General features: G+C 43.6%; 5 protein-coding genes. 3 read left to right on the plus strand and 2 right to left on the minus strand.

From position 1 onward, the window contains the following. Positions 1 to 1,068, plus strand: a 1,068-nt coding sequence (locus H6G76_RS36240; RefSeq protein WP_190711015.1) for a glycosyltransferase, incomplete at its 5' end; no start/stop codon positions are given. Positions 1,069 to 1,272: 204 nt separating this feature from the next. Here H6G76_RS36240 and infC read toward each other — a convergent pair. Further along, positions 1,273 to 1,785 carry a translation initiation factor IF-3 gene (gene infC / locus H6G76_RS36245; RefSeq protein ID WP_190711016.1) on the minus strand — a complete coding sequence of 171 codons (513 nt, stop codon included), beginning with the start codon at positions 1,783 to 1,785 and terminating at the stop codon, positions 1,273 to 1,275. A 210-nt stretch (positions 1,786 to 1,995) separates the two neighbouring features. On the opposite strand from infC, the gene rpaB reads away from it, so the two are divergent. Together rpaB and H6G76_RS36255 are read left to right on the plus strand one after the other, a co-directional pair. Continuing rightward, positions 1,996 to 2,724, plus strand: a complete 729-nt coding sequence (rpaB, locus tag H6G76_RS36250; RefSeq protein WP_190711017.1) for a response regulator transcription factor RpaB — start codon at positions 1,996 to 1,998, stop codon at positions 2,722 to 2,724. Positions 2,725 to 3,073: 349 nt separating this feature from the next. Next, complete coding sequence (locus H6G76_RS36255; protein ID WP_313934902.1) at positions 3,074 to 3,364, plus strand: hypothetical protein; 291 nt, start codon at positions 3,074 to 3,076, stop codon at positions 3,362 to 3,364. Positions 3,365 to 3,379: 15 nt separating this feature from the next. On the opposite strand, the gene H6G76_RS36260 is transcribed toward H6G76_RS36255, so the two are convergent. Beyond that, positions 3,380 to 3,706, minus strand: coding sequence for a hypothetical protein (locus H6G76_RS36260; protein ID WP_190711018.1), 327 nt, complete (start codon positions 3,704 to 3,706; stop codon positions 3,380 to 3,382). Positions 3,707 to 3,835: the final 129 nt, after the last annotated feature.

A 3,835-nucleotide genomic window follows, 5' to 3' on the forward strand; every position in this document is an offset into this window, starting at 1 on the left:
GGGGAAAAGCTCAAGCCCCAGACTAAAGAAAAACAGTTACGTCAACAGATGCAGTCCGCGTGGGTTGCTTGCCAGGGAACTGAAGTAATCATCTACACGCCATTAGCAAACTGGGGATATCACATTGCGGAGAAGTTAGGCGTACCCTGTTTCATGGCATCAGTTGTGCCGTTGACTCCCACCGGAACGTTTGGATTTTTGAGATTCGCTCGAACAACAAAAAATCCACTCAAGAAAATCATCAACTACGCCAGCTACTTTATTGCGGAGTTCTTGTACTGGCAGCGATACCGCAAACTAATCAACTCCTTCCGAACCGAAACATTAAAATTGCCCCCACTGCCATATTTGGGTAGTCGGTTTAGGAGAAAAACTCCAGCTAATGTTTCCCGAATCCCTGTTTTGTATGGGTTTAGTTCGCACGTTATCCCAAAACCTCGTGATTGGCCAGCGTGGGCTTACGTAACTGGGTTTTGGTTTATTGATCGTGCCGAGGAGTACGAAGACGAAGCCCCTGACGAACTGTTCGATTTCCTGGGATTCAAGCAAGCTCCACTATGCTTCGGATTCGGCAGTATGACAATGCCTAACCCAGAATACCTGACCTATTATATTGTGGAGGCTCTGAAGAAAACGCATCAAGGCGGCATCATACTATCAGGCTGGGGTCGGGTTGGAAGAACAGTCAATCCCAAAGATTCGTTGCGTGTGTTTGTAATTCCTGATGTTCCGCATGACTGGCTTTTACCTCAAGTGAGGGCAATGGTACATCATGGTGGCGCAGGTACAACGGCGGCGGTGTTACGTGCAGGGATACCCTCATTAACAGTACCCTTTTTCGCGGATCAGCCAGTTTGGGGGCAAAAGTTAGTTCAATTAGGAGTCAGCCCCAAACCAATACCGTATAAGAAAGTAACAGAAGAAACTCTAGCGGCAGCGATTGAAGTTGTACTGGGTAATGAGGAGATGCAGAGGAAAGCCCAGGAGTTGGGGGAGAAGATTCAGGGTGAGGATGGTGTAGCGAATGCGGTTGAAGCGTTCCATCGGCATCTGGGGTTGATGGGGTAGTTTACTATTTTGATGTATGCGCTCACGCATACTGCTGCCAAAAAGTCTTTTATATTAAACTCCACAAGAGCAAAGCTGCCCTGGTAAAAGTCCAGAACAGCTATAGCATTGTTAATGCTAAACTAGCTCGGCTTTTTAATTGTGAGAAATCCGAATCAGACAGCTAGATATGACTCTGGGTTAGAGAATAGCTAGGAAATTAATTTAAGCAGGAATAATTTGAGCAGTAAGTGAACGTTTATCAAGTGATTGTACTTTACCTACTTCGCTTAAGGCAGTGGCTATCCGTTCTAACAATTCGCCAGCTTGTTCACGATATTGATTTTCTCGACCACGTAAGCGAATAGCAAATTTAACCGAATCACCTTTACTTAACCACTTAACAGCTTGCTCAATACGTAAGTTATAATCAGCAGCACCAATATTAGGACGTAGGCGAACTTCTTTCACAGTTGGTCTAGCACTTTGTCCCTGACGTTTTTTCTTTTGATACTGAAGCTTACCATAGTTAAGAATCTTGGCGATTGGAGCGTCTTGGCCTTCAGAGACTACAACTAAATCAAGCTCTAAGCTCTCGGCTAATTCTAAAGCTGTGGAAGTATCTATTAAACCACGATTGTTATTTTCGTGATCAATCAAGAAAACTTGGGGTGACTTGATTTGTGAGTTAATTAGTTGCTTTTGGATGGCGATGAGGCTTTCCTCCGGATTTTGCAATACTTACTAAATTCAAGTAACATTTTGCTCAACAAATGCTCTTGTGAATATATCGTAACTTAATTCTTGTCTAAGCCGATTCGTAAAACCCGTCAACTCAGATTCGGTAATGAGTTAACAAAAGTTTAAATAAGATATGTAGGAGCAAAAACTTTAATAGTCGCTGACTCGAATATCATATTGTCCTAGCTGTACACATCATTAAACCTAGTGGAAAGCCATAAAGAAAAAATCTTGGTGGTAGATGACGAAGCAAGCATTCGCCGGATTTTGGAGACGCGTCTTTCCATGATTGGTTACGATGTGGTCACGGCAGGTGATGGTGTTGAAGCATTAGAATTATTTGGTTCTGGCTGCTGTGACTTAATTGTTCTGGATGTGATGATGCTGAGAATGGATGGTTACTGTGTATGCCAGGAAATACGCAACCAATCAGATGTGCCAATTATCATGCTCACAGCCTTGGCAGATGTCGCAGACAGAATAACTGGCTTGGAATTAGGTGCAGATGATTACATCTCGAAACCGTTTTCCCCGAAAGAGTTAGAGTCGAGAATCCGTTGTATATTGCGGCGAAGGGCTAGTAAAACAAGCGCGAATGGAGTTCCTAGTTCAGGAATCATGTATGTCGGCAATATCAAAATTGATACTAACAAACGACAAGTTTACAAAGATGATGAACGGATTCGGTTAACTGGCGTAGAGTACAGTCTGCTGGAGTTGCTGGTGATTAACTCAGGGCAAGCGATATCTCGCGGAGAAATGCTACAGCAGGTCTGGGGGTATACTTCAGAACAGCACGTAGATACTCGTGTTATAGATGTGCATATCTCACGACTGAGGGGAAAACTAGAAGATGACCTGGAAAATCCAGAGTTAATTTTGACAGCTAGGGGTTCAGGCTATATATTTCAAAAAATTACTGAACCAGGGCATTGATGATCAAAAGGGCAATTTGTACGCCTACCCCGCAGTACTGTTGGCGATCGCCTTAAGACTGAATGCGAGTCAACTGTGATTGCCTGTAGAACAACGTAATTCTGTGCGTTGGCGTTCATGAGAGCCGCGTCATTCCAGTAGTACAATCAACCGCGATCAAGTAGAGCGATCGCTTAATTATAGGTTTCGACAGGGCGCAGCAAGTGTAGAGAAAAAAGAAGTCCAATCGACAAAACCAATGACTAGCCTTGTTTGTAGACATTGCTAATATTTTGATAAGTAATCCACAGCCAAATAAACAAAACACCCACACTCTCCCGTTCCTGGCAATGCTTGAGAAGTTGGGGTAATGAGCGCAAGAAGCAAGCTACAAGATGAACTTAAAATTTGTGTGACTTCTTTGCTTTCATCGAGGACAATTGCAGATAACTCAGCTTCACACTTACAAATGCCCCAAATCAAAGTTGATACAGTTGTTTGCATCAACGGCAATATCTTAATCGTCTATTACACGCCCGGCCAGTGCTGGCAGTTTCGGGTCATTAGCCGTAGAGGTGAAGTATTTGGGGAGCAAAAGCTATATTACACTGCAAGAGCAGCATTGAAGATGGGGTTGAGTTGGTTAAAAGATGAAGTGTGAAGCGTAACACTTGCTTCAAGAGCGATTGAGCGTTAACTGCACCAAGATAGCCTCAAGGCTCTGTAGAGCAGCGTTTGTAGTGCGTTGGTGTTCTTCAAAGTTGCGTTGATGTGTCTCGTGAGAGTCGCGTAATTCAAGAAGTACATCGTCTAATATTGCGCTACGGGCTAGTACGCGGTCAACGTTATTAGTAAGTCCTCGCACTTCTTGTCTTAGCTCATCAAGTTGTGCTTGGGTTCTATCGAGCTGCGCTTGAGTATGGGCTTGTCGCTCGGCAAGTCCTAGCATAATTTGTTCAATCCGGTCTAGTCTGCTGGGGAAATACTCAGGCGTGTCAGTCATACTACTTTTATTAGTCCCTACTAAAGATTACAGCAGTTTCCTGTGTTATGAGGTACAGTAACAGCAATTAGTAAACCAGTTTCTTAAATGTTGAGGATTCATTAAGTTGAGTGCAACTGAGATAACTGT

Source organism: Nostoc sp. FACHB-152, from assembly GCF_014697475.1.
Taxonomy (GTDB): domain Bacteria; phylum Cyanobacteriota; class Cyanobacteriia; order Cyanobacteriales; family Nostocaceae; genus Nostoc_B.